We start from the raw sequence: 22,376 nt of genomic DNA on the forward strand, positions 1-22,376 counted from the left end.
TAGCAAAACCAGGGCTGCTATACTTGCGCATTAACCATGAAACAGGCGCTTGCACGCCGTTTTTTTCTATCATTCATCAAAGCATCATGCGCGACGGCGATAGTTGTTAACCATTAGGGTAATAAAACTACAACTTAAGCTATAAATAGCGATTTTATTGCCGTAAAGTCTCTTATATCGACGCCATAAGATGTAAAATAACTACAAACTTGACTCACCGTCTCGACACATGCAGAGGTCCCTATGCCTGGTTCAACACCCGCTACACTCAATCCTACGGTTGCCGAGGTTACCCAACGCATTCGTGAGCGCTCTGCCGAGCGACGCGCCCTGTATGAGCGCCGCATGGCAGACCAGCACAAACGCGGCGTGCATCGCGCCGAACTCTCTTGCGGCAACCTCGCCCACGGTTTTGCTGCCTGTAGCGCGCAAGAAAAAGACTCCCTGAAGCTGATGAACAGTGCCAACCTGGGGATCATTTCTGCCTACAACGATATGCTCTCGGCCCACCAGCCGTTCGAAACCTTCCCAGAAACCATCAAAGCGGCCGCCCGCGCCATGGGCTCTACCGCCCAGTTTGCCGGTGGCGTGCCCGCCATGTGCGATGGCGTGACCCAAGGCCAGCCGGGCATGGAACTCTCGCTGTTCTCCCGCGATGTGATTGCCATGGCCACCGCCGTGGGCCTATCGCACAACATGTTCGATGCCGCGCTTTACCTTGGCGTGTGCGATAAAATCGTCCCTGGCCTGTTCATCGGCGCGGCGCGCTTTGGTCACCTGCCCGCCATGTTCGTACCCGCAGGCCCGATGCCCAGCGGCCTGCCGAACAAAGAGAAAGCGCGCATTCGCCAGCTCTACGCCGAAGGCAAAGTGGGGCGCGAGGAGCTGCTGCAGGCGGAGTCCGACTCTTACCACAGCCCCGGCACCTGCACCTTCTACGGCACCGCTAACTCCAATCAGCTAATGATGGAAGTGATGGGCCTGCACCTGCCGGGCACCTCGTTCGTCAATCCTGGCACCGAGATGCGCGAAGCGCTGACCCGCTACGCCACTGAACAGGCCATTCGTAACACCGAACCCGGCGGCGAGTACCGTCCGTTCTATAAGCAGATCGACGAGCGCGCCATCGTCAACGCCGTGGTCGGTCTGCTGGCCTCCGGCGGTTCCACCAACCACACCATGCACCTGATTGCCATGGCGGCAGCGGCGGGCATTACGCTGAACTGGGATGACTTCACCGACCTGTCAGCGGTCACCCCCAGCCTGATGAAGGTGTACCCCAACGGCCAGGCAGACATCAACCACTTCCCGGCAGCGGGCGGCATGAGCTACCTGTTCCGCGAACTGCTAGGCGCGGGCCTGCTCCATGGCGATATTCCCACCGTGTTTGGCACCGACCTGACCGCTTACACCCAAGAGCCCTTCCTGGAAGATGGCAAAGTGGTATGGCGCGAAGGCCCGGAAAAGAGCCTGGACGAAGAAGTGCTGCGCCCGGTCGCTACACCCTTCGCCCCCACCGGCGGCCTGACCGTGATGAAAGGCAACCTGGGCCGTGGCGTCATCAAGGTTTCGGCGGTAGCCGAAGAGCACCGCGTGGTAGAAGCGCCGGTGAAGATCTTCGAAGATCAGAACGAAATGAAAGCGGCCTTCGAGTCTGGCGACCTAGACCGCGACGTGATTGTGGTGGTTCGCTTCCAAGGCCCCAAAGCCAACGGCATGCCCGAGCTGCACAAACTGACGCCGTTCCTGGGCGTGCTTCAGGACCGTGGCTTCAAGGTTGCACTCGTCACCGATGGCCGCATGTCTGGCGCATCGGGCAAAGTGCCCGCCTCCATCCACATGAGCCCGGAAGCGCTGGACGGCGGCCCGCTGGCCAAGCTGCGCGATGGTGACGTGGTACGCCTGGATGCCAACGCCGGCACGTTGGAAGCCAAAGTAGACGCCGCCACCTGGGCCGAGCGCGAACTCGTCGTTGCCAATCTAGACCACTACCATGTGGGCCTGGGCCGCGAGCTGTTCTCTGGCTTCCGCCACCTCGCCATGCGCGGCGAAGAGGGTGCAGGTTCCCTGGGCGGCTTCGAAGCCGACGATCTCGCTCGTCAAGAAGGTCAGATTTTTCAAGAGGACGCCTGATGCGACCGGCATTAATCGGGGACATTGGCGGCACGAATGCTCGCCTGGCGTTGGTCACGCCGGGCGAGGTCACGCCCCACGACATTCTTAACCTACCCTGCGCCGATTACCCCGGCGTGATCGAAGCGATTCAGGACTATCTCGCACGGGTGGGCGCAACCGGCGACAACGCGCCCAAAGAAGCTTGCTTGGCGTTCGCCTGCCCGGTGCACGCCGAGCGGGTAAAGATGACCAACAACCATTGGGACTTTATGAAAAGCGACGTTCAGCAGGCGCTGAATCTGTCGCTGTTTAAAGTCATCAATGACTTCACCGCCCAAGCACTGGGCGTTCCTCATGTGGGGGAAGATAATCTGGTGGAAGTGCAGCCTGGGGAAGCCCAGTCTCACTCGACCCGCTTGGTCATCGGCCCCGGTACGGGGCTAGGCGTGGCTGGTGTGTTCCCCGGCCAGCACGCCTGGATTCCACTGCCGACTGAGGGCGGCCACGTTACCTTTGCGCCCACCGACACCACCGAACGCGCGCTGCTGGACGTGTTCTTACAGCGCCACCAGCGGGTAAGCGTCGAGCGCATTCTGTGCGGCCAGGGGCTGCTAGAGCTATATCAAGCCCACTGCACCCTGGAAGGCCAAACGCCGCGCTGCGAGACCCCCGCCGAGGTGACTCAAGCGGCCAACCAGGGCGATGCCCTGGCAACGGCTACCCTGCTGCGCTTTTTGAAAATTCTCGGCGACGTGTGCGGCGATGCCACCCTAACCATGGGCGCCCGCGGCGGCGTGTATCTCTGCGGCGGCATTCTGCCCCGCCTGTTGGACTGGCTGCCCAAGTGCGAGCTTCGCGCAAGCTTTGTTAATAAAGGGCGCATGGGCGCGTACAACGCCGATATTCCTGTGTGGATCGTGACGCACCCATGGACCGGCCTGCTGGGTGCCGCCGAAGCGCTGCATAACGAAGAAGTCTTTTAATTGATGGGAAACGCCATGGCTGCTGTTACGTTCGACGTGCCGTTTGTACTCGGCATGATGCGCCTGCATGAAGCGCAAGAGATGCACCAAGCGAGCCATTTGGCCGATTGGATCGAAGCTCGCTTAGAACAGGGTTTGCACTGGTTCGACCATGCCGACATTTATGGCAACGGAGCGTGCGAAACGCTGTTTGGCCAAGCGCTGCGCGCCCGCCCGGCACTGGCTAAGCGGCTGAATGTCGTCACCAAAGCCAGCATCGCCAACGACAACCCGGCACCGGATTCCGGCAAGATCAAGCACTACAATGCCAGCCCAGACTACCTAAGCCGCGCCATTGACGATGCGCTGGGCCGCCTGAGCGTTGAACGTCTGGATCACTTTCTGATTCACCGCCCAGACCTATTGATGGATGCTGCAGCGACAGGTCGCGCGCTGGATGACGCCATCGAGGCGGGCAAAATTGGCGCGGCGGGCATTTCCAACCACCTGCCCAGCCAGTGGCGCAGGCTGCAACGCCATATGCACCACCCGCTTCAGGCCAACCAGATCGAACTCTCCATTGCCCATAGCGCGCCGCTGTTTGACGGCAGCTTTGATGACCTGGGTGCCGATGACCATGCGCCCATGGCGTGGTCTCCGCTGGCGGGCGGCCAACTGATGCAGGGTGAAGTGAGCCGCGTCTTGAACCGTTTAGCAGGCGAGCTGAACAGCACGCCCGGCGCATTAGCGCTGGCATGGCTGCGCACCCTACCCGGCCGCCCGGCACCGGTGGTAGGCAGCGTGAAACCGGAGCGTATTGCCGATATGCTGAACGGCCCGGAAACGCTGCCCAGAGAAGCCTGGTATGAACTGTTGGAGGCCGCCCGCGGCCACTGCGTCGCTTAGGCTCGCCACCCACTCAACATGAATGCTAATAATGACAAGGAACGACCTATGACGCCGGTGATTGCTTTCGGTGAAGCCTTGATTGATATGCTCTCTAGCCGATTGGGCGATAATACAGGGCCGGAAACCTTTACCCCCTACGCTGGCGGCGCGCCCGCCAACGTGGCGGTGGCCTGCGCGCGGCTGAACGTGCCCAGCCAGTTTTTGGGGATGGTGGGTGATGATACCTTTGGGCACTTTCTAATTCGTGAGCTGAAAAGCCACGGTGTAGATACCCAGGGCGTGGTGCTCACCAAAGAGGCCCGCACGGCGCTGGCGTTTGTCTCTCGCGACAGCAGCGGCGAGCGCACCTTCGACTTCTACCGCCCACCGGCGGCGGACCTGCTCTACCGCCTGGAGCATCTGCCCCACGGCGTGTTCGAACAGCCCGCCATTGTGCACCTGTGTAGCAATAGCCTGACCGACCCCGAGATTGCCGAGACCACTCTCGCTATTGCCGCCATGGCCAAGCGTGCGGGCTGCCTTGTGAGCGTGGATGCCAACCTGCGCCACAACCTATGGGCAGAGGGCGCTGCGGATACTTGGCTGGTCACCGAGCTGATCGACAGTGCCGAACTGGTGAAAGTATCTCTCGAAGAGCTGGACTACCTGCGCGGCGACCACCCCAAAGAGGCGTGGCTCGCCGAGCGCATGGCCGCAGGGGTCAAAGTGGTGGTCGTCACCGATGGCCCCAACGATGTCGTGCTCAAAGGCATCGGCATTGACCAAACCGTGAACCCGCCCAGCGTCACGGCGGTGGACACCACCGCCGGTGGCGATGCCTTCATTGGCGGATTGCTCGCGGAGCTCTCCCGCTACGGCATCAGCGAGAGCTGGCATCAGGACAGCGCGTTTCTCACCCGCGCGGTGGACATTGCCTGCCGCTGCGGCGCCCACGCGGTCACCCGCCCCGGCGCTTATGTGGCACTGCCCACCCACGCCGATATCGAAGCCCTGCGCAGTTCGGCAGGTTAACTCTCAGTGTCGTCGAGGTCGCTACTCGACGACGCTTTGAGTGGCCCCTTCCGCCACATCTACCCGCCCGCTGACGACTTCCAACGTAACCGGTTGACGGCGATGATCGACAAAGCTCACCTGGGTGATGCAGCGCTGCTCAGTGGCTCCTTCCACCAGCATTTCCAGCGTGCCGTGGTCACACCACCACCTCACCATCACCGTTAACCCATCGACGCTGCCCGCAGAGTGGTCACAGGCAAAGTGCTCATCAAAGGCGGCCTGACCGTTACTCCCTTGACGCTCATAGTGTAGCGACGTTGTTGATTCATCTGCGGTCAGCCACAGTCGCTGCTGATAGCCCTGCTGTAGTGATAGCGCCAGCTTCGTACCTGCCGTGAGCACCAGCGTCAGTTGACCATGAATGGCCTCCCCATCGGGCAACGCAATGCAGTGCTCCCCTGCCGTTTGCAGCGAGCGAGGCGATAGGCGGCGAGGGGCGCTGAGCGCTTGAGCTGCTTCGCGAGCAAAATGCTGATGTAACCGCACCCCACGAGAAGTCGCACGCAGCGTCAGCTCTCGCGGCAGGCTCATGGTGCCTCGCCAGCCCGTTTCGGGGGCATGGTTGGCGTACTGCCAGTTGTTCAACCACGCCAGCGCAAGCTGCCGCCCGGGGGTATTCGACCAGCTCTGCACCGCGTAAAAATCCCGCCCTTCGTCCATCATCAGCACGGCGTCAGAAGCGTTATCATTGGTGAAGCGCTGGCCGTCAAACTCGCCGATAAAGTACTGGGTAAACGAGCCAAACGGGTTATCCGGCGTGGCGCCAATGCCCACTACCAGCACCCAGCGCGTGGCGGGCTCATCCGGCCCAGCGCCGTACACCGGCAGCTCAAACAGTTCCGGACACTCCCAGGGGTGCTGGGTATGCGCGCCCTCGCCTCCGCCAAAGGCACTGGCAAACTGCCACTCCAGCAGGTTATGGGAGGTATAGAAGTGAATCTCCTGCCCACAAGCCAGCGCCATTACCCAGCGCTGGCTAGGGCCATGCCAAACCACTTTAGGGTCGCGGAAATCTTTAAATCCTGGCGGCGGCAGAATGGGGTTACCCTCATAGCGCTGCCAGGTGCGGCCCTTGTCGCGGCTATACGCCAAGCACTGGGACTGCTGGTAATCCTCCGGGTCATCAGAGAGCACCCGGTGGCAGGTGTAAAACGCCAGGAGCCCCGGCTGGCCGTCAAACAGCCCCGTGACATCGTGCTCATCCACCACGGCGCTACCCGAAAAGCAGGCACCCTCTTCGTTGGGTGCCAGCGCAATGGGTAAATGCTGCCAGTGGCACAGGTCACGGCTGACCGCATGCCCCCAGTGCATTGGCCCCCAAACGGTGCTGAACGGGTGGAACTGATAAAACAGATGGTACTCGCTCTCGAGAAACACCAGCCCATTGGGGTCGTTCATCCACCCCATCGGCGGCGCAAAATGCAACGCCGGGCGCTGGGGTTCAAAATCCGCTAACGTCATGCTTAAACCCTAACTTAATCGTTTAAGTTAGCGTATCACGGAGCTTGCTTTAAAGCCTTCATCCAAAAGCCGCACAGGCGACTATTGGCTGACTTGTTAAAATGTCAGACATTTAATAGACTTTTTTCAAACTATTTCAAAGACTATTTCAAAGAGAGTTATCCATGTCGCTGAATGCTTTACCGCCTCACTCCGGCGGAGCCATCAATTTAGCGCGCCTGCTAGCCAGAGCGCTGCTGGCGGGAACATGGCAGCCAGGTGAGCTGTTCCCCAAAGAGATGGACATCAGCAACCACTTTGGCGTCAGCCGTAATCAAGTCCGCAACGCCCTAGCCAGTTTGACGGCTGCCGGGCTTATAGAGCGTACGGCAGGCAGAGGAACGCAAATTCGACAAATGAGCGATTGGCACTTGCTCGACCCGCTAATGAGCGAATGGATGACGGGGCTCACCAACCTAGATCCCGAGCTGATCCGCGCCATTTACGCCTTTCGTTTTTCGGCAGAACCGGTCGTAGCCAGTTTGGCGGCACAAGCCGCCAGTGAAGAAGACCTTGATCGTTTGCGAGCCGCTTTTGAAGGCATGAAGCGAACGGCAACGGACCCGGCGGACCGCCATCAGCACGCGGAATACGACGTGATGTTCCACGATGCCACCTACAGCGCTACCCACAATCTTGTATGGCGGCAAATGGGGCACCTGTTACGCCCCTCGATCATGGCGTTGGTGCACGGCTCCCAACACCAAACCAGCACGCTTGATGACAGCTTAGCGAGGCACCAGGCCGTTTTAGACGGCATCGTTCATCGCGACCCGGAAGCCGCGGCGGCGGCGGCCAAAGAAGTCCTGCGCCGTACGGCAATCGATTTAGGCATCGTCAACGAACCTTCCTTCACTCATTAATCACTTATCTGCTAGCAAAGGTAGAAGATCGATGAAAATTACCCGTTTAAAAACCTGGCAAGTGCCGCCCCGCTGGCTTTTCCTCAAAATCGAAACCGATGAAGGGTGCTACGGCTGGGGCGAGCCGGTCATTGAAGGGCGTGCCGCCACGGTAGAAGCCGCCGTGCACGAGCTGGCCGACTACTTGATTGGTCAAGACCCTCACCGGATCGAGCACCTATGGAACACCATGTATCGCGCGGGATTCTACCGCGGCGGCCCGATTCTAATGAGCGCCATAGCAGGGATCGACCAAGCGCTATGGGATTTAAAAGGTCGCGATCTGGGCGTGCCCGTCCATCAACTCTTGGGCGGTGCCGTGCGCGATAAGATGCGGATGTACGCCTGGACCGGGGGCGACCGCCCAAGCGATGTGGGCGCGGGTGCTAAAGCCCTGGTAGAGAAAGGATTCACCGCTTTCAAAATGAACGGCACGCCCGAGCTGCAAATCGTCGACTCCCATCGCAAAGTGGATGAAGCGGTCGCCCGAGTAGCAGAAGCGCGGGACTCGGTAGGGCCCGACGTGGGAATCGGCATCGACTTTCATGGCCGCGTACATCGGCCAATGGCGAAAGCGCTACTACGCGAACTGGAGCCGTTTCACCCCATGTTTGTCGAAGAGCCCGTGGCTCCCGAACACCTTCCCTGCTTAAAAGATATCGCCGGAGGCCTTGGCTACCCGCTAGCCACCGGCGAGCGCTTGCACACCCGCTTTCAGTTCCGCGACCTGCTGGCAGACGGCATGATCGATATCGTGCAACCGGACATTTCCCACTGCGGCGGTATTAGCGAAGGGCTAAAAATTGCGGCGCTCGCCTCTTCCTACGACGTTGCCCTAGCCCCCCACTGCCCGCTGGGCCCTCTTACCTTAGCCGCCTCTCTGCAGTTGGATGCGGTGAGCCATAACGCCTTTATCCAGGAACAAAGCATGGGGATCCACTACAACCAGGGCAACGATGTACTGGACTACCTAGTGGATAAAACGGCGTTAGCCATTGAAGACGGCTTTTGTGCCATTCCCCAAGGCCCCGGGTTAGGCGTGGAAATCGATGAAGCCTTTGTTGAAGAGCGGGCCAAAACCGGACACCGCTGGCGCAACCCCGTGTGGACCCATGAAGACGGCTCAATCGCCGAGTGGTAACCCTTCGCTAGCAAATGGAGAGCAGCATGAGCGACCCGTTGAACACTTTGTTATTTAAAGACTTAGCTGGCAAAAGCGTGTTTATTACCGGCGGCGGTAGCGGTATCGGTGCCGCACTGACCGAGGGCTTCCTAGCCCAAGGGGCAAAGGTAGCGTTTGTGGGGCTGACGGACGCCAGTGAATTTTGCACTGCCATGGAAGCAACCTACGGCGTTCGCCCGCTATTCATCAAGTGCGACATTCGTGATGTCGAGGCGCTTAACAGTGCCATCGAGCAAGCCCGCCAAGCGCATGGCCCCATCAGCGTCTTGGTCAACAATGCCGCGCGGGACACCCGTCACCGGCTTGATGAGTGGAGCGTGGCGCAGTGGGACGAATCCATTGCTACCAATCTGCGCCCGCACTTTTTCACCGCCCAGGCGGTGGCGCCGGATATGCGCGCGCTAGGCGGCGGTGCCATTATCAACCTCTCCTCTAACAGCTATTTGCTCGGGTTGAGCGGCTACCCCACCTACGTGACTGCCAAAGCGGGCATCATGGGGCTCACCAAAGCGCTTGCCCGAGAGCTTGGCCCCGACAGCATCCGGGTTAACTGCCTGATTCCAGGTTGGGTGATGACCGAGCGCCAGAAAGAACTCTGGGTAAACGATGCCGACCTTCATGAGTGCCTGGATCAACAGTGTTTGAAAGAGGCGATTCCCGTCTATGACATGATCGGGCCCTGCCTGTTTTTGGCCTCTAACGCATCGCGCATGATGACCGGGCAAGAGCTCATCGTGGACGGAGGGCGCGTATGAGCAGCGCCCTCGATCAACGCCTAGCCTGGGTTGCCGCAGATTGGGGGTCCAGCAATCTTCGCGTCTGGGGGCTGGACCAGCACGATCAAGTCATTGCTCAGGCCAGTAGCGATAAGGGAATGCTCGCGTTAACGCCAACTCAGTATGAGGCTGAATTACTGCGCCTGATCACCGACTGGCTGCCCGCGAACCGCCAGGTGGATGTGGTGGTGTGCGGTATGGCGGGGGCGCGCCAAGGCTGGCTGGAAGCCGCCTACCTAGCAGTGCCCACGCCCCTTCATCAGTTGGGCATGGGAGCGGTGACGCCTCGACTGGATAGCCAGCAACTGCGCGTTTATTTACTCCCCGGCTTGAGCCAAACCCGCGCCAACGCTACCCATTTCGATGTCATGCGCGGCGAAGAGACCCAACTGGCAGGCTTGCTGGCTGATCACCCCCACTTTTCAGGCCTCGCCTGCCTGCCCGGCACCCACTCCAAATGGGCACACCTGGAAGCGGGAATCGTGAGCGGTTTTAGTACCTACCTAACAGGGGAGCTTTACCAGTTGCTGGCGCGTCAATCGGTGTTACGGCACTCCATCGGCAGCGATGACCTGGATGATGAGATGGGTCGTGACGCCTTCGTGGCAGCGGTGCGTGAGAGCTATGAGGCACCAGACGCCTTTAGCAGCCGCCTGTTTGGCCTACGCGCACAGGACTTGCTGGACCCCAAACTGCCCAGCGATGCCCCACGACACAATCTCCTAGCGGCGAGGCTTTCGGGCTTGGTGATTGGATTAGAACTATCCGGTGCATCCCGCCAGTATGCGTCAGATGCCCCCATTACGCTGATTGGCAATCACGCCCTTTGCCAGCGCTACACGTTGGCATTAGACACCATCGGCCGCCCTACTCAGCATCTGGACGGCAGCACCGCCGTACTGGCAGGCCTAAGCCTCGCCCACCATGCGCTTAAGGAAACGGCTTAACGCCGCCCTTGCTTGCCGAACCGACACATGGAGAAATCGCCTATGTCACTGCCCTTAATCGGTATTCTGCGTGGGGTCACCCCCACCGACGTTGTTGAGATTGCAGACGCGGTGCTTGCCGCCGGTATTACTCAGATTGAAGTGCCGTTGAACTCCCCCGAACCGTTAGACAGCATCCGTTTACTGGTGGATGCCTTTGGCGAACGCGCCGTAATTGGTGCCGGAACGGTCTTAACCACCGCTCAAGTGCGGGATGTTCACGCCGCTGGAGGCCGTTTGATCGTATCGCCCAACTGCCGTCCGGCTGTCATCGAAGAAACCCATCGGCTTGGCATGGCCAGTTGGCCGGGCATCGTCACCCCTTCTGAAGCGTTCGATGCGCTGGACGCCGGCGCTACAGGGTTAAAACTATTTCCAGCAGTCCAGGTGGGTCTAGAAGGCATGAAAGCAGTCCGCGCGGTACTGCCCAAAGGGACGCTGCTATACGCCGTGGGCGGCGTAGGGGTAGATAACTTTGCCGAGTGGCGCACTGCTGGCGTGGACGGAGCGGGCCTTGGCAGCGCGCTGTATAAACCCGGCCAAAGCGCCGCTCAAGTGGGACAACAGGCACAGGCGCTGGTCGACGCCTGGCAGGCAGCGAGGCAGTGATGAGTCCAAACGAGCATACCCCAACCTGGCAAGCGGAGCTGGCCCTTGATTGCCGTTGCACGCTAGGTGAAGGCCCACAGTGGGACGCAGCGAACGAGCGGCTCTATTGGTGCGACATTCTTGAGCAGCAGCTGCACTGGCTAGCCCCTGCCAGCGGGAAGAGCGGCCAGTATGCGCTCGATCACAAAATCTCGTTGGCTACTCCGCTCAACACCGGCGGCCTGCTGCTGGTGGGCGAAGACCGCTTGAGCCACTTCGACCCGCACGGTGGAACCCTCACGCGGTGGGGAGATTTCGAGACCGACAATCCGGTTACTCGCAGCAATGACGCCCGCGTGGACCGCCACGGCAGTCTGTGGCTTTCCAGCATGGGTAAGGCTGCCGAACCGGGGGCCGGGGCACTGTATCGCTTGCATCGCGGCGAACTCACACGCTTACGCACCGGGCTCACCATCCCCAATGCCCTCTGCTTCTCGGCAGACGGCCACTTTGCATGGTTTACCGATACGGCCACAAGCGTCGTGATGCGCTGGAGGCTAGACAGTGAAGGCTGGCCCCAGGGCAACCCAGAGCCTTGGGCAGACTTCTCCTCTACCTTGGGCAATCCCGATGGCGCAGTCGTCGATAGCGAAGGCTACCTGTGGCTAGCGCTGTGGGGAGCTGGGCAGGTCGTGCGCTTAAACCCTGATGGCGACATCATTGGTCGCGTTGAGCTGCCTGTGAGCCAACCCTCGTGCCCTGCCTTTGCTGGCTCGGGACTGACGACGCTCTATATCACCACCGCGCAAGAAGGATTTAGTGCTGAGCAGTTGGCCAAAGAGCCCACCGCTGGCTCGCTTTACGTGGTAGACACCGGTATTGCGGGTCTTGCAGAGCTGCCTCTACGCCTGACTTAACAAGCCAACAGCCTAAAACAGAAGGCCCCGCTAACCTAAGCGGGGCCTGTTCGCTTTAGCGTTCAGCGTTGCCAATGTCAGATTTTAACCGGCAAAGCTGATATACATCACAATGACCAGCACCACCAACACAACCCCGGCAGGCACGGCGCCTTTCCAAGGCGTTAGATCCACATCGCCGCTATGCTCCTGAATCCAGTCGGTCTCGCGGGGGCGCAGTTTGCCGATAATCAGCATCACAGCCACCAGCAGCACAAACACCAGCGCCACGAAGTGGAACTCGTGCATTACCTGCGGCAGCAGCGTGAACGGCGGCACGAAATAGCCTGCCGCAATCAGCAAGCAGCCACCGACCAACGCTATCTTGGCCGCCATGGGCGGTACTCGCTTGGTTAACAGCCCCACCAGTACGACCGCCAGAATGGGGATGAAGTAGATTGCGTTCATCTTCTGCAGATAGCCGAACAGGCTCTCCTGACCCGCCAGCAGCGGCGCGATAATCATGGTAGTGACGGCCATGATCCAGCCAAACACCTTACCGGACTTCACCACCTGCGCTTCACTCGCGTCTTTATTTAATACGCCCTTATAAATCCCCAGACTGAAAATCGTCGTGGTACTGTTCAGTGCCGAGTTAAACGACGACAGAATGGCACCCACCATTACGGCGGCAAAGAAGCCGGTCAGGTAAGGAGGCAATACGTTAAATACCAGATGACCATACGCTTCGTCAGCACGTACGCCCTGATCGGCATACAAGTGATAAGCGATGATACCCGGCAGCACTAGATACAGCGGCCCCAGCAGTTTGAAGAGACCGGTCAGCAGTACGCCTTTCTGCCCTTCGGCTAGGTTCTTGGCGGCAAAGGTTCGCTGGATGATCTGCTGGTTGGTGCTCCAGTAGAAGAGGTTGATCAGGAAGACGCCGGTAAACAGGGTGAAGAACGGCACCTGCTGTTCAGGGCCACCAATCGAATTCAGCTTATCTGGGTCACTCTCTTTGAGAATATTCCAACCTTCCATCACGCCGCTGCCGTCACTGACCGCCTGCAGGCCGAAATAGACGATGACGAAACCGCCAATCAATAGCCCCACGCCATTCAGCGTGTCGGATACGGCGACCGTGCGCAGCCCGCCAAACAGGGCATAGATGGCCCCAATAATGCCAACAATCCATACCGTCAGCCAAAGCAGCGTGTTGGTCGACTCGATGCCTGTTAGCCCTTGAAGGTCGAGCATTCCCTGCAGGCCGATGGCGCCTGAATAGAGAATGATGGGTAGCAGAATCACCGCGTACGCAATTAGAAAAATGATATTGGTGATTAGCTGCGTCGTTTTATCGAAACGAATTTCGAGTAGCTGAGGCAGCGTCGCAATACCACTTTTCAAAAAGCGCGGAAGGAAAAATAACGCCAGGGCGACCAGAGCAATCACCGCCACGACTTCCCAGGCCATGACGCTTAACCCATCGGCAAACGCCGCACCGTTAAGCCCCACCATCTGCTCCGTAGAAAGGTTGGTCATTAACAGTGAACCCGCGATGAGCGGAAAGGTGAGCGTCCGCCCTGCTAGGAAATAGCCGCTAGTGCTGGAGTGGTCGTCGCGCCGAGTGATGCGCCACGTAATGAAGGCGACAAGCCCTGTGAAAAACAGGAACGACGCCAGGGTCAACATATGCATGCTCGCTTTCCTCTTTGTAGAAAGAACGCGTCATTTTCGAGACGCGCGCGAAATGTCTGACATATCGAAACCTCATCTTAGTTGACGCGAATATATCGACGTTATTCGTCTTTAGTTGTACTAAAGGAACACAAAAAAGCCCGAGCATGGCGACATGCTCGGGCAAACGTCTTGCTCACACGACCCGACATCAGTGAGGCAAGTAACGAGAGTGCTCGGTAAGGTGTTACCTATTAGTGATGGAAACGCTCCGCCGCTTGGCGGGCGAGTTCGCGGATGCCGTCCCAATCTTCGGCATCGACCATTGCTTTCGGCGTCAGCCAAGAGCCGCCTACACACATCACGTTGGGTAGTGACAGGTAAGATTCGGCGTTATCAACGGTGATACCACCTGTGGGGCAGAAACGCGCTTCGGGGATCGGTGCGCCGAACGCTTTGATCGCTTTGGCACCGCCGCTGGATTCCGCGGGGAAGAACTTGAAACGGCGGTAGCCGTACTGCCAGCCGGTCATCAGCTCAGAAATGGTAGACACGCCCGGCAGCATCGGTACGGGGCTCTCTACGCCATAGCGGTAAAGCGCTTCGGTGGCACCCGGCGTAACGACGAAATCAGCCCCGACCTGCTCGGCTTGGCGGTACTGGGCAGGCGTGAGTACGGTGCCGACCCCAATGCTGGCGCCCGGTAGCGCCTCTTTCATGCGCTTGATGGCTTCCAGGGCACAGTCGGTACGCAGGGTAATTTCCAGCACGGTGAGGCCACCCTCAACCAAGGCGCGACCCAGCGGTACGGCGTCTTCCAGGCGCTCGATGGTGATCACCGGGATCACTTCGGCTTTCAGGCAAATGCTGTCCAGCTCGGCGGTGCGCGTTGAGGGTAGCTGTTTATCGATGGTCATGAGTGAGTCTCCAAGCAAATTGTTATTGGCGAAAGTGTAGCGTTAGGGCGCCCAGTAGATCGCCAGCGGGCAAGATAAGAACGCGCGGATGGGTAATGTACGAACATCGTCACCACTCATGGCGTTCGCCAATACGGCACGCTTATCGTCGCCGGTAATATGCAGAATGTGGCGCTTCGCCTGATGCAGGCGGTCCGCCGAGAAGGTAATGCGCGGCTGCGGCTGGCTGGGAGTACGCACGGCCACTAGCGGCTCATCAGTAGAAAGCGCTAGGTCCAGCTCTTGGCTATCGGGGAACAGCGACGCCGTATGGCCATCGCCGCCCATGCCTAAAATCACCACGCTCGCGGGCCAAGCAAGCCCGGCGGTCGCTTCTGCCACCGCTGCCACGCCCTCTTCCGGGGTGCCAGCGTCCGAGGTGAGCGGCACGAAGTTAGCCGCCGCCGCTGGGCCTTGCAGCAGGTTGTCGCGCACCAGTTTGGCATTGCTGTCGCTGCTCTGCTCGTCGACCCAGCGCTCGTCGGCCAGGGTGATATCGACCCGCGCCCACTCCAGCGGCTTTTGCGCCAGCGCTTTGAAAAAAGGCACGGGCGTTGAGCCACCGGAGACCACCAGCAGCGCACGCTTCTGGTGAGAAAGATCGTCGGCTAGCGCCTGATAGACGGCTTCTGCTAGCTGCTCGGCTAGCGCTTGACGTGCTTCGCTCATGTTAATAATCCTCGTACCAGCTGCGGCCATCCTGGGTAATCATGGCAATAGAGGCGACCGGCCCCCAAGAGCCAGCTGGGTAGCGGCGCGGCGGGGTTTCGCGTGATTTCCAGCCATTGATGAGCTGGTCGCACCAGCGCCACGCGTGCTCCACTTCATCCCGGCGCACAAACAAGTACTGCTGGCCTTTCATGACTTCCAGCAACAGGCGCTCGTAGGCATCGGGAATACGCGATTTCGGGAAGGCGCTGTTGAAATCCAGGTGCAGCGGGCCAGGGCGTAGGCGCATGCCTTTATCCAGGCCGCTATCCTTGGTGAGCACCTGAAGGGCAATGCCCTCTTCCGGCTGCAGGCGGATAATCAGCTTGTTGGAGGCAATGCCACGCTGGTCCGGGTCGAAGATGTAGTGCGGCTGCTGGCGGAAGTGAATGACGATCTGCGAGAGTTTCTCCGGCATCCGTTTACCGGTGCGCAGGTAGAACGGCACGCCCGCCCAGCGCCAGTTGGCCACTTCGGTTTTCATGGCCACGAAGGTTTCGGTCTGGCTCTGGGTATTGGCACCCTCTTCTTCCAGGTAGCCCGGCACGGATTGGCCGTCGCTGGTGCCCGCAATGTACTGGCCGCGCACAACGTCGCGTCCCAGCGATTCGCCGGTAAACGGTTTCAATGCCTTGAGCACCTTCACCTTCTCATCGCGGATAGCATCGGCATCCAGGTTCGAGGGCGGGTCCATGGCGATCAGGCACAGCAGCTGTAGAAGGTGGTTCTGCACCATATCCCGCAGCTGCCCCGCATCGTCAAAGTAGCCCCAGCGCCCTTCGATACCGACTTTTTCGGCAACGGTGATCTCAACGTGGGAGATATGGTTCTGGTTCCACTGGGTACCGAACAGCGGGTTGGCAAAGCGCAGGGCGATCAGGTTTTGAACCGTCTCTTTGCCCAGGTAGTGGTCGATGCGGTAGATACGCGACTCGGGGAACACGGCACCAATGGCGTCGTTGATCTCCTCGGAAGAGGCTAGGTCATAGCCAATCGGCTTTTCTACTACGACGCGGGTATCGTCATCGAGACTGTTGCTGGCCTGCAGATTGCGGCAAATGTCGCCGTAGATGCGTGCCGCCACGGAGAGATAGACCACCATCGGGCGCTTGCTGCCCTCGCGCCACTGGCGAATGGCGTCATAGCCCTCAGCGTTGGCAAAGTCGAGCTTGAGATACTCTAAGCGGTTCAGGAACCGCTCCAGGCTCTCTTTATCCTGCTCGTCTTTTTTCAGGCGCTTTTGCAGCGCGCCGCTGACTAGCTGACGGAACGCGGCAGTGTCGTGCTCCTGACGCGCCAGCCCCATGATCCGCGTGCTTTCGGGCATCAAGCCTTCGCGGTCAAGATGATACAGCGCAGAAAACAGCTTGCGCATGGCAAGGTCGCCAAGCGCCCCAAAAAGCGCTAAATCAATAGCGTGATTCGGATCGCCCAGCGGGGCATGTGACTGGCTCATCTCAGCTCCTATTTATAATTAGGTCATCTAATGTAGTTAGATTACCTAAAATCTATCTGATGTGAGGCATTATACGCAATAATTCGTGTAATTTTACTACAAAATATTGTCGCCTGCTGCCCTTTCCGGTGCGTTTTACAGCGACGATGTCGCGCCCTGACCGCCTAAGCTTCTACCTTTACTCTACGCCCCTCGGATACGCCACCCCTCCTCCCCCCAAGGAGGAGGTGGCCTTGTGCGTAATTAGCGACGCTGACCGTGAACAAAGCGCGTCATATGAGAACGCGCACGACAACAACAACGTCACAATGAGGTATGCACATCATGGCAATGGTTCGTCCATTTTTCACGCCGCTGCTCGCCGCGACGCTAGCGGCCACCGCCACACTCCCCGCCTTCGCCTTTGAGGATGACCGCTTGACCATCTGGATGGGCGATAACAAAGGCCAGGAGGGCATCCGCGCTGTCGCTGACCAGTTCCTGGAAGATACCGGCATCGAAGTGGAAGTCGTGTTTCCCGACAACCTGACCGACCGTTTCCAGCAGGCGGCAGGCAGCGGCCAAGGGCCGGATATCGTCATCTGGGCCCATGACCGCATGGGTGAGTGGGCACAAAGCGGCCTGCTCAAACCGATCGCTCCCAGCGACAGCTTCCGCGACGCGTTTTACGACTTCACCTGGGAAGCGGCGCTGTGGAATGGCGAGACCTACGGTTACCCCATCTCGGTGGAATCGCTGGGGCTGATTTACAACAAAGCGCTGGTGGAAACGCCGCCCGAGAGCTTTGCCGAGCTCATGGAGCTGGACGCCACGCTCTCTCAAGAAGGCAAGAAAGCCATCCTGTTCGACTACAGCGAACCCTACTACGGCTGGACGCTGCTGGCAGCCAACGGCGGCTACCCGTTCAAACAGACCGACAGCGGTTATGACGTCAGCGACATCGGCGTCAATAACGAGGGTGCCTTGCAAGGGGCGGAGCTACTGGTCGAACTGATCGAAAGCGATGTACTCCCCCGTGGCACGGACTACAACCTGATGGATACGCGCTTTAACCAAGGCGAAGTAGCCACCATGATCAGCGGCCCTTGGGCATGGCCTAACCTGGAGCGCAGCGGTATCGATTATGGTGTCGCCCTACTGCCCAAAGTGGGTGACGAGCGAGCCAAGCCGATGTTCGGCGTAATGACCGCGATGATCAACTCTGCCACACCCAACGACTTCCTAGCGGTGGAGTTCCTGGAGAACTACCTGCTCAGCGAAGAGGGAATGCGGACGTTCAACAACGACGGTTCGCTGGGGGCCGTTGCCCATATCGACTATCAAGCCGAGCTGGCGGGCAACCCTAACATTGCCGCCACACTTGAGAACGCCGAAGTGGGCATGCCAATGCCCAACATTCCTGAAATGGGTGCCTTCTGGGCCGCCATGGAGCCTGCGCTGCAGAACATTGGCAGCGGTCGCCAATCGCCCCAAGAAGCGCTGGATGCCGCTGCGCGCCGTATGCGTCAGTAGCCTCCGTTTTAGCCTCTACTGCCCGGTAGCACCTGCTGCCGGGCAGCTTTCAGGACTCCATCATGTACACCACCAACGCGTCTCGTGGCCTGCCCCGCCACCGCTCTCGCCATCTTACCGAACGCTATACCCGCTGGGCCATGCGCGGCGTCATTGCCGTGCTGGTCGTCGCGCTACTGTGGCTGGTGCTGGCGTTTCATCTCAACGGCCAGTGGATGTTTGCCCTGCTGTTCTTGGTACTTGGCGGCTCGCTGGGCGTGGTCTTCACCAAACGCACGCTGATGAGCCATCGCTATATCTTTCCTGCGATTGCCGGACTTGGCGTGTTCGTCATTTTCCCTCTGTTGTACACCATAGGGATCAGTTTTAGTAACTACAGCTCTACCAACCTGCTCTCAGAAGAGCGGGTACGCGACCAGCTCATGAGCCAAACCTATCAAGCGGAAGGCAACGCCTTTGATCTGGCGCTTTATCCCGAAGGTGATTTGGTACGGCTCTATTTGGAAAGCCCTCAGGGCCAGCGGTTCGTGTCGTCACCGCTCAATTTTTCGAATCAGGAAAATCGCCAAATTGGCGTGCAGGCCACCAATGCCCCGCCTGCACAGGCAGCGCTAGGGATGCGCGACATCATTCAAGCGCGGGATGCTCTGCAAGGTTTGCGGCTAGTCACGCCCGATGGCAGCGAACTGCGTATGGCGGGCTTGCGCCAGTTTGCGCCGATGGTGAACCGCTACGAGGCCCGCGAGGATGGCGCGCTGTATGATCGCCGCGATGAGCGACTGCTTACCCCCGACCCCAGCATTGGCTTTTTCGTGGCTGACGACGGCGAGCAAATTACCCCCGGCTGGCCGGTCAACGTCGGCATGGCCAACTACACTCAGATTTTCACGGACCCGGACATTCGCGGCCCGTTCATGCAGATCTTCGTATGGACCTTCGTGTTTGCCGCCCTCACCGTGGTGTTTACCCTGGCCGTCGGGTTCGTACTGGCCTCGCTGCTGCAGTGGGACCAGCTCAAGGGCAAGGCCGTTTATCGCACGCTGCTGATTTTGCCCTATGCGGTGCCAGCGTTTATTTCGATTCTGATTTTCAAAGGCATGTTCAACCAGCATTTCGGTGAGATCAACATGATCCTGGATACCCTGTTTGGGGTACGTCCGGAGTGGTTCACCGACCCGTGGATGGCACGTAGCATGCTGCTGATCGTCAACACCTGGCTTGGCTACCCCTATATGCTGCTGCTCTGCATGGGTTTGATTCAGGCCATTCCCCAGGATTTATACGAAGCCTCGGCGGTAGACGGCGGAGGACCGCTCACCAACCTGTTCAAAATCACCCTGCCGCTGATCATCAAACCGCTCACACCGCTGCTGATTGCCGCCTTTGCGTTCAACTTCAATAACTTCGTGCTGATCGCGCTGCTCACCGGCGGCAGCCCGGATATTTTGGGGGCCAGCACTCCGGCGGGCACCACTGACCTGCTAGTGAGCTACACCTACCGCATCGCCTTCCAGGATGCGGGGCAAAACTTTGGCCTCGCGGCGGCCATTGCCACGCTGATTTTCCTGCTGGTGGCAGGCATGTCGCTGCTCAATTTGCGCCTTTCCAAAGTGAAGGTTTAGGAGGTTACTGATGCCCATGGTTCAACCCCGCTCCGTTGGCGCTCGCCGTTTAGGTGCCCACTTGGCGCTGATCTGCTTCGTATCGCTGATCGTCTTTCCGCTGCTACTGGTGATCTCGATCTCGTTTCGGGAAGGCAACTTTGCCACCGGCAGCCTGATTCCTGAAAACTTCTCGCTGGAACACTGGTCGCTGGCGCTGGGGATTCCCTGGGAGCGCGCCGACGGTACCGTGGTCCAGCCCCCCTTCCCCGTGCTGCTGTGGCTGTGGAACTCCATCAAGGTGGCCGTGGTGTCGTCGGTGTTGATTCTGATGCTCGCCACCACCAGCGCCTACGCGTTTGCCCGCATGCGCTTCAAAGGCAAGGAGCCGCTGTTAAAAGGCATGCTGATTTTTCAGATGTTCCCCGCAGTGCTGTCGCTGGTGGCGCTCTATGCGCTCTTTGACCGGCTGGGGCAGTTCGTCGGCTGGCTAGGCATCAATACCCACGGCGCACTGATCGTGGCTTCGCTGGGCGCGGTAGCGCTACATATCTGGACGATCAAAGGCTATTTCGAATCCATCGACGGTTCGCTGGAAGAGGCCGCCATGGTCGATGGCGCCAGCACTTGGCAGGCGTTTCGCTATATTTTGCTGCCACTTTCCGTGCCGATCTTGATGGTGGTATTCATCCTGGCGTTTGTGATGAGCATTATGGAGTACCCCATGGCCTCGGTACTGTTGGTGGACGAGCACAAGCTGACACTCGCCGTGGGTGCTCAACAATACCTCGCCGATCACAACCAACGCTGGGGTAACTTCGCCGCTGCCGCCGTGCTCTCCGGCCTGCCCATCACCGTCGCGTTTCTGATCTGCCAACGTTGGATCATCGGTGGTTTAACCGCCGGAGGCGTGAAGGGATAAGCAGGTACTTACTAGGCTGTTTCCTCGCTTGAGCATGTTGCTCGTGACCGGCGCCCCACAGCGCTGGTCTTTTATTGCCTGGGTAATTTTTAGGGAAATTTTACGGACATTTTTTTATCGGCATGATGAGATAGCCTTATTAGCCTTAGGGCATTCTAGAGCGGACCCACACAGAGCGGACTTATGGCCACGTTCCCTAGCGCGCGTTACTACCAAACGACTTACCGAAACTGGGCGCCCATTTTCAAGATCATGTCGGTACTATGGCTCGTGCTGGCCATGTTCATGACACTGCCCCTGATCGTACTGGTCATCGAAAACGATCCCGACGCCCCGGCGTTTGCCGTCTCGCTGATGATCATTCTCAGCGCGACCTTCCTTACCTGGGCGCTCACCCGCGGCGTGCCGCTAGAGCTCAAACCCTGGCAGATGTTCATTTTGACCGCCGGTAGTTGGACCAGCATTAGCTGCTTTGCCAGCCTGCCGCTGATTCTAGGCGCTCCCCAGCTCAGCTTTACCAACGCCGTGTTCGAATCGGTATCGGCGATCACCACCACCGGATCTACCGTCTTGGTGGGCATCGAAAACCTCTCGGACGGCTTGAAACTGTGGCGCGGCTTGATGCAGTGGATGGGCGGGATCGGCATCATCGTCATGGGCATCGCCATTTTGCCGTTTCTGAAAGTGGGTGGGATGCGGCTGTTCCACACCGAGTCGTCCGACTGGTCCGATAAGGTCATGCCACGCACGGGCGGCATTGCCAAAGCCACCCTCGCCGTTTACGTGATTTTGACGCTCGCGGCCATGCTGAGCTATTGGCTGGGAGGCATGCTCCCGCTGGATGCCATCGTTCACGGCATGACGTCCCTGGCGACAGGCGGCTTTGCCAACTCCGACGCGTCGTTTGGAGCGTATGCCGAGCAGCCCTGGCTACTCTGGATGGCGAGCTTTTTCATGCTCAGCGGCGCGCTCCCCTTCGTGCTGTACATTCGCTTCATTCGCTCTTCCAAGAGCGCGCTTTGGAAAGATCAGCAGGTGCGCGGGCTTCTCAAACTGCTGCTGGCTGCCATCGTAATACTGAGCGCGTGGCGAATCGTACAAGGCGACGACTGGTTCGTCTCGCTGACCCATGTGACCTTCAACGTCATTTCTGTGGTCACCACCACCGGGTACGCCTCCGATGATTACACCCTGTGGGGCTCGCTGCCCATTGCCGCCTTCTTTTACCTGACGTTCGTGGGCGGCTGTAGCGGCTCCACCAGTGGCGGCATGAAGATCTTTCGCTTCCAGATTGCCATGCTGATGCTGCGTAACCAGCTGCGCTATTTGATTCACGCCAACGGCGTGTTCACCAACCGCTTCAATCAACAGCCGGTGACCAGCGACATTTCGCGCAGCGTGGTCGCATTCTCCTTCTTCTTTTTCATCACCATTGCGGTGCTGGCGTTAGGGCTCGCCGCGTTGGGTCTAGATCTTGTCACGGCGCTCACAGGGGCCGCCACGGCAGTGGCCAACGTGGGCCCGGGCCTCGGCGACATCATTGGCCCCGCCGGCAACTTCGCCCCGCTGCCGGATGCCGCCAAGTGGCTGCTGTGCATCGGCATGTTGATGGGTCGCTTGGAGATTTTGACCGTGGTCGTATTGATGACGCCGATGTTCTGGCGGCGTTGA

The 22,376-nt window shown here is 59.2% G+C and carries 19 protein-coding genes; 14 read left to right on the forward strand and 5 right to left on the reverse strand.

Annotated features, from left to right (window positions below):
- Nucleotides 1-243 precede the first annotated feature (243 nt).
- From edd to NH398_RS13320, 4 genes are read left to right on the forward strand one after another with little or no spacing between them, the layout of a single operon-like run.
- Nucleotides 244-2,133, forward strand: a complete 1,890-nt coding sequence (gene edd / locus NH398_RS13305; RefSeq protein ID WP_253018932.1) for a phosphogluconate dehydratase — start codon at nucleotides 244-246, stop codon at nucleotides 2,131-2,133.
- The gene (glk, locus tag NH398_RS13310; RefSeq protein ID WP_253018933.1) at nucleotides 2,133-3,098 is read left to right on the forward strand and encodes a glucokinase; all 966 of its coding nucleotides are present in this window, start codon (nucleotides 2,133-2,135) and stop codon (nucleotides 3,096-3,098) included. The genes edd and glk overlap by 1 nt, the downstream gene beginning before the upstream one ends.
- A 15-nt stretch (nucleotides 3,099-3,113) precedes the next feature.
- Nucleotides 3,114-3,983, forward strand: coding sequence for an aldo/keto reductase (locus tag NH398_RS13315; RefSeq protein WP_253018934.1), 870 nt, complete (start codon nucleotides 3,114-3,116; stop codon nucleotides 3,981-3,983).
- 48 nt (nucleotides 3,984-4,031) lie between these two features.
- Entirely contained in the window at nucleotides 4,032-4,997 is a 966-nt protein-coding gene (locus NH398_RS13320) for a carbohydrate kinase (protein ID WP_253018935.1), read from the forward strand.
- A 21-nt stretch (nucleotides 4,998-5,018) separates the two neighbouring features.
- Here the strand turns inward: NH398_RS13320 and NH398_RS13325 are convergent, their stop codons facing one another.
- Nucleotides 5,019-6,500: a glycoside hydrolase family 32 protein gene (locus NH398_RS13325; protein ID WP_253018936.1), complete on the reverse strand. Its 1,482-nt coding sequence runs from the start codon at nucleotides 6,498-6,500 to the stop codon at nucleotides 5,019-5,021.
- A gap of 164 nt (nucleotides 6,501-6,664) precedes the next feature.
- On the opposite strand from NH398_RS13325, the gene NH398_RS13330 reads away from it, so the two are divergent.
- Genes NH398_RS13330 through NH398_RS13355 form a run of 6 tightly spaced genes read left to right on the forward strand, consistent with a single transcriptional unit; the run spans nucleotide 6,665 to nucleotide 11,891 of the window.
- Nucleotides 6,665-7,402 carry an FCD domain-containing protein gene (locus tag NH398_RS13330; RefSeq protein ID WP_253018937.1) on the forward strand — a complete coding sequence of 246 codons (738 nt, stop codon included), beginning with the start codon at nucleotides 6,665-6,667 and terminating at the stop codon, nucleotides 7,400-7,402.
- A 31-nt stretch (nucleotides 7,403-7,433) separates the two neighbouring features.
- A complete protein-coding gene (gene dgoD / locus NH398_RS13335; protein ID WP_253018938.1) occupies nucleotides 7,434-8,582 on the forward strand; it encodes a galactonate dehydratase in 1,149 nt (382 codons plus the stop codon).
- Nucleotides 8,583-8,608: 26 nt separating this feature from the next.
- Complete coding sequence (locus NH398_RS13340) at nucleotides 8,609-9,379, forward strand: SDR family oxidoreductase (RefSeq protein WP_253018939.1); 771 nt, start codon at nucleotides 8,609-8,611, stop codon at nucleotides 9,377-9,379.
- Entirely contained in the window at nucleotides 9,376-10,347 is a 972-nt protein-coding gene (locus tag NH398_RS13345) for a 2-dehydro-3-deoxygalactonokinase (RefSeq protein ID WP_253018940.1), read from the forward strand. Before NH398_RS13340 ends, NH398_RS13345 begins: the two co-directional genes overlap by 4 nt.
- Nucleotides 10,348-10,374: 27 nt before the next feature.
- Complete coding sequence (locus NH398_RS13350; protein ID WP_290441503.1) at nucleotides 10,375-10,995, forward strand: 2-dehydro-3-deoxy-6-phosphogalactonate aldolase; 621 nt, start codon at nucleotides 10,375-10,377, stop codon at nucleotides 10,993-10,995.
- Nucleotides 10,995-11,891 (forward strand): SMP-30/gluconolactonase/LRE family protein, encoded by an 897-nt coding sequence (locus NH398_RS13355; RefSeq protein WP_253018941.1) that lies wholly within the window; start codon nucleotides 10,995-10,997, stop codon nucleotides 11,889-11,891. The genes NH398_RS13350 and NH398_RS13355 overlap by 1 nt, the downstream gene beginning before the upstream one ends.
- 84 nt (nucleotides 11,892-11,975) lie before the next feature.
- Here the strand turns inward: NH398_RS13355 and NH398_RS13360 are convergent, their stop codons facing one another.
- The 4 genes from NH398_RS13360 to zwf all read right to left on the reverse strand — a co-directional run bounded on the left by NH398_RS13360 (nucleotide 11,976) and on the right by zwf (nucleotide 16,670).
- On the reverse strand, nucleotides 11,976-13,571 hold the full coding sequence (locus NH398_RS13360) for a solute:sodium symporter family transporter (RefSeq protein WP_253018942.1): 1,596 nt from the start codon (nucleotides 13,569-13,571) through the stop codon (nucleotides 11,976-11,978).
- A gap of 233 nt (nucleotides 13,572-13,804) precedes the next feature.
- Nucleotides 13,805-14,467 (reverse strand): bifunctional 4-hydroxy-2-oxoglutarate aldolase/2-dehydro-3-deoxy-phosphogluconate aldolase, encoded by a 663-nt coding sequence (locus NH398_RS13365; protein WP_159341832.1) that lies wholly within the window; start codon nucleotides 14,465-14,467, stop codon nucleotides 13,805-13,807.
- Nucleotides 14,468-14,509: 42 nt separating this feature from the next.
- On the reverse strand, nucleotides 14,510-15,175 hold the full coding sequence (pgl, locus tag NH398_RS13370; protein ID WP_159341831.1) for a 6-phosphogluconolactonase: 666 nt from the start codon (nucleotides 15,173-15,175) through the stop codon (nucleotides 14,510-14,512).
- A gap of 1 nt (nucleotide 15,176) precedes the next feature.
- Nucleotides 15,177-16,670 carry a glucose-6-phosphate dehydrogenase gene (gene zwf, locus NH398_RS13375; protein ID WP_253018943.1) on the reverse strand — a complete coding sequence of 498 codons (1,494 nt, stop codon included), beginning with the start codon at nucleotides 16,668-16,670 and terminating at the stop codon, nucleotides 15,177-15,179.
- Nucleotides 16,671-16,994: 324 nt separating this feature from the next.
- On the opposite strand from zwf, the gene malE reads away from it, so the two are divergent.
- The 4 genes from malE to NH398_RS13395 all read left to right on the forward strand — a co-directional run bounded on the left by malE (nucleotide 16,995) and on the right by NH398_RS13395 (nucleotide 22,376).
- Nucleotides 16,995-18,182, forward strand: coding sequence for a maltose/maltodextrin ABC transporter substrate-binding protein MalE (gene malE / locus NH398_RS13380; RefSeq protein WP_159341829.1), 1,188 nt, complete (start codon nucleotides 16,995-16,997; stop codon nucleotides 18,180-18,182).
- A gap of 62 nt (nucleotides 18,183-18,244) precedes the next feature.
- Nucleotides 18,245-19,804, forward strand: coding sequence for a maltose ABC transporter permease MalF (malF, locus tag NH398_RS13385; protein ID WP_253018944.1), 1,560 nt, complete (start codon nucleotides 18,245-18,247; stop codon nucleotides 19,802-19,804).
- 10 nt (nucleotides 19,805-19,814) lie between these two features.
- Nucleotides 19,815-20,705, forward strand: coding sequence for a maltose ABC transporter permease MalG (malG, locus tag NH398_RS13390; protein ID WP_253018945.1), 891 nt, complete (start codon nucleotides 19,815-19,817; stop codon nucleotides 20,703-20,705).
- 183 nt (nucleotides 20,706-20,888) lie between these two features.
- Nucleotides 20,889-22,376 carry a TrkH family potassium uptake protein gene (locus NH398_RS13395; RefSeq protein WP_253018946.1) on the forward strand — a complete coding sequence of 496 codons (1,488 nt, stop codon included), beginning with the start codon at nucleotides 20,889-20,891 and terminating at the stop codon, nucleotides 22,374-22,376.

It is taken from the genome of Halomonas sp. CnH100-B, assembly GCF_024124605.1.
Lineage (GTDB): Bacteria > Pseudomonadota > Gammaproteobacteria > Pseudomonadales > Halomonadaceae > Vreelandella.